Below are 3,541 nucleotides of genomic sequence, written 5' to 3'. Positions count from 1 at the left end.
GTCGCTCAGAGCATAACCAGAATGCAACAAATCAGAACATCTGGGTATTTATGAGACTGGTTCTAGTCCTCGCCCGGCGCCCGGCCTACATGCGGCTCATTGGTGACATTGATTACCGGCTCCGCATTCTGGCGCTTCCGTCTCCGGTTCCTTCCCCCCAGGACTGTAAAGAGCACTATCGCCAGAGCCAGCACGAACAAGAAGACAATAATCATAAAACCCCCAATCCGCCCCTTTTCTTCAGGCAGGCGCTCTTGCAAGCGCAGGCAGCGCAATTCACTCTGTCTGTGTCCTTGGATGCCATTGCTCCGCGTTGAGATAACCTGTCTCCATGGCGCGCGGTTATTTCATCACCTTCGAAGGCCTTGACGGCTCCGGCAAGACCACCCAGCTTCGCCTGCTCGCGGCATCGCTCACGGCAGCAGGCCGCAACGTCGTCACCCTGCGCCAGCCCGGCGGCACCGCGCTTGGCGACCGCATCCGCGGCATCCTGCTCGACTCCCGCTCTGAAGCCTCGGTCGGCCCCATCGCTCCCGCCACCGAGATGGCGCTGATGTTCGCCGACCGCGCCCAGGCCATCGCCGAGATCATCGAGCCCGCGCTCGCCGCAGGCAGCATCGTCCTCTGCGACCGCTACACCGACTCCTCCGAGGCCTACCAGGGCGGAGGCCGCCAGCTCGGCAGCGAGCGCATCCTCGCTATGCACGCCGCAGCCTGCGATAACCTGCAACCCGACCTCACCCTGCTGCTGCTGCCCTCGCTCGAAGGCTCGCTGCGCCGCGCCCGCCGGCGTAACCAGCGCCACACCCGCCAGCAAGGCACCGACGAGAACCGCTTCGAGCGCGAGTCCGACGAGTTCTACGGCCGCATCTACGAGAAGTACGAAGAGATCGCCGCCCGCGAGCCGCGCCGCGTCCTTCCCATCCGCGACGAAGCCCCCATCGACGAGATCCACAACCGCATCGTCGAGATCGTCTCTACACGCCTAGGCGCACCAAAGCCATGAACCCACGGGCGAACTCCAAGTGGAACCTGCCGCCCGGCCTCAAACATTCTCTGCCTTTCTATGCCAACAAACCGTGGGTCAAGCTCGGCGAGCCAATTTTGCTCTTCGAGCACCTTCACCGCACCTACGGCTCTATCGCCCACTACCGCTTCATGGGCACGCCCATCGTCTTCCTTAACGACCCCGAATACATCCGCGAGATCCTCATCAACCAGGCACCCGCGTTCGTCAAAGAGCGCACCGTGCGCCGCATGAAGGTGCTGCTGGGCGAAGGGCTCATCACCTCTGACGACCCCATCCATCTGCGCCAGCGCCGCATCGTCGCTCCAGCCTTTCACCGTCAGCGTATCGCCGCCTATGCCGATCAGATCGTCGCCAGCGTAACAGCCCATCGCGACCGCTGGCAGCCCGGCGAGACTCTCGACATCTCTGCATCCATGATGTCGCTCTCGCTCGAAATCATCGCTCGCACACTCTTCAACACCGAGGTCACAGACGACATTCGCCGTATCAACGAAGAGGTCAACACCATCATGGACCTCTACAACTTCCTCGTCGTCTTCCCTCGTCTCGAATCCTTTCTGCACTTGCCGATTCCCGGCGTCATCAAGTTCCGCCGCTCGCGCAACCGACTCAACGCCGTCGTCAATCGCCTCATCCGTGAACATCGCGCCGCTGGCATCGACAAGGGAGATCTGCTCTCCATGCTCATCGCCTCACGCGACGATCAGGCCCTTCCGGAAAACCAGCAAGGTATGTCAGACGAACAGATCCGCGATGAAGTCCTCACCATCTTCCTCGCCGGATACGAAACCGTGGCCAACGCTCTCACGTGGACGTGGTACCTCCTCAGCCAGAATCCCGAAGCCGAACTCAAGCTCCACGCCGAACTCGACGCCGTCCTCGGTACCGGCAGCGAAGCACGCCTTCCCAATCTGGCCGACTACCCCAATCTTCGCTACACCGAGCAGGTCTTCGCCGAATCCATGCGGCTCTACCCGCCCGCCTGGGCGATGGGCCGCATGTCCACGAAGCCAGTCACGCTCGGCCCTTACCGGATCCCACCGGGGGCGCATTTTTTCTTCAGTCAATACGTCATGCATCGCAGCGCCGAGTACTTTCCCGATCCTCTCCGCTTTGATCCCGAACGCCACACGCCAGCGAACAAGGCAGACCGTCCGCGCTTCGCCTACTTCCCCTTCGGTGGCGGCGGACGGCAGTGCATCGGCGAAGGCTTCGCGTGGATGGAAGGCGTGCTCGCCATCGCCACCATCTCCCAGCGCTGGCGTTTGAAATATGAGGGCACCGCTCCTCCCGGAGTTCAGGCCAAGATCACGCTCAGGCCAAACGGCCCCCTGCGGATGCAGCTCCTCCCCCGCTGACAACGCGCTCGAATCCATAAATTGGTGCGACTGAATCGATTAATCGTTATGATGCGAAGCGGACAAAGTATCACCGTTTACGAACCCTGCGAAATCAATCGCCTGCCTTCAGCACCAAAGGAACGAAAAGGAGTACGCCATCATGCAGCAAAATATGCGGCCGCGAAGAGCGGCAATTACCGCAGCCCTCCTCTCTACAGTGCTGTTCTGCGCCGCCTCCGTTCTGGCCCAGGCGCCGCAGCCTAACACCCCCGCGATGCGCAGCCGGGTAGACGCCATCATCGGCAAGATGACCCTCCAGCAGAAGCTCGAATACATCGGCGGCACCGGCTTCGCCATCCGCGCCATGCCCAGCCTTGGCCTGCCCGCCTTCGAGATGTCCGACGGCCCCTACGGCACCCGCAGCAATGCCGGATTCCCTTCCACCACCTACGCCGCAGGCATCAACCTCGCCGCCTCGTGGGACCGCGACCTTGCCGCACGCGTCGGCGAAGGCATTGGACGTGACGCCCGCGCACGCGGTGTCCACTACATGCTCGGCCCCGGCGTCGATATCTATCGCTCGCCGCGCAACGGCCGCAACTTCGAGTACTTCGGAGAAGACCCCTTCCTCGCCGCCAACATCGCCGTCGGCTACGTCACCGGCATGCAGAGCCAGGGCGTCAGCGCCACCATCAAGCACTTCATGGGCAACAACTCCGAATTCCTCCGCCACGACTCCGACTCCATCATCGGCGAGCGCGCCATCCGCGAGATCTATCTGCCGACGTTTGAAGCGGCCGTCAAAAAAGCCCACGTCGGCGCCATCATGGATTCCTACAACTTCACCAACGGCATCCACATGACCCAGAACGGATACTTCAACACCGAGATCGCCCGCAAAGAGTGGGGCTTCAAAGGCGTGATGATGTCCGACTGGGACGCGACCTACGACGCAGTGGGCGCGGCCAACGGCGGCCTCGACATCGAGATGCCAACCGGCAAGTTCATGAACCCCAAGAACCTTACCGATGCAGTCAAAAGCGGCAAGGTCTCCGAAGCCACCATCGACGAAAAAATCCGCAACATCCTCATGACTGCCGCTCGCTTCGGCTGGCTCGACCGCTCCCAGACCGATCCAAACCTCTCCACCTACGACGCCAAAAATAATGAG

Annotated in this window: 4 protein-coding genes; all 4 read left to right on the top strand. The window is 61.8% G+C overall.

Going from position 1 to position 3,541, the window contains the following annotated elements; genetic code table 11:
* Positions 1–317, top strand: a 317-nt coding sequence (locus VMU57_RS05495) for a hypothetical protein (RefSeq protein ID WP_325381630.1), incomplete at its 5' end; no start/stop codon positions are given.
* A gap of 14 nt (positions 318–331) precedes the next feature.
* On the top strand, positions 332–1,006 hold the full coding sequence (tmk, locus tag VMU57_RS05490; protein ID WP_325381629.1) for a dTMP kinase: 675 nt from the start codon (positions 332–334) through the stop codon (positions 1,004–1,006).
* Entirely contained in the window at positions 1,003–2,388 is a 1,386-nt protein-coding gene (locus tag VMU57_RS05485) for a cytochrome P450 (RefSeq protein ID WP_325381628.1), read from the top strand. Before tmk ends, VMU57_RS05485 begins: the two co-directional genes overlap by 4 nt.
* Before the next feature lie 142 nt (positions 2,389–2,530).
* Positions 2,531–3,541, top strand: a 1,011-nt coding sequence (locus tag VMU57_RS05480) for a glycoside hydrolase family 3 protein (RefSeq protein ID WP_325381627.1), incomplete at its 3' end; no start/stop codon positions are given.

Origin of the sequence: Edaphobacter sp. (assembly GCF_035532915.1) — a bacterium.
Classification (GTDB): domain Bacteria; phylum Acidobacteriota; class Terriglobia; order Terriglobales; family Acidobacteriaceae; genus Edaphobacter.
This window is presented reverse-complemented; position numbering and strand designations above follow the sequence as displayed.

Coding starts and splice junctions, on each gene's coding strand:
- tmk (WP_325381629.1), top strand. CDS start 332: ATGGCGCGCGGTTATTTCATCACCTTCGAAGGCCTTGACGGCTCCGGC.
- VMU57_RS05485 (WP_325381628.1), top strand. CDS start 1,003: ATGAACCCACGGGCGAACTCCAAGTGGAACCTGCCGCCCGGCCTCAAA.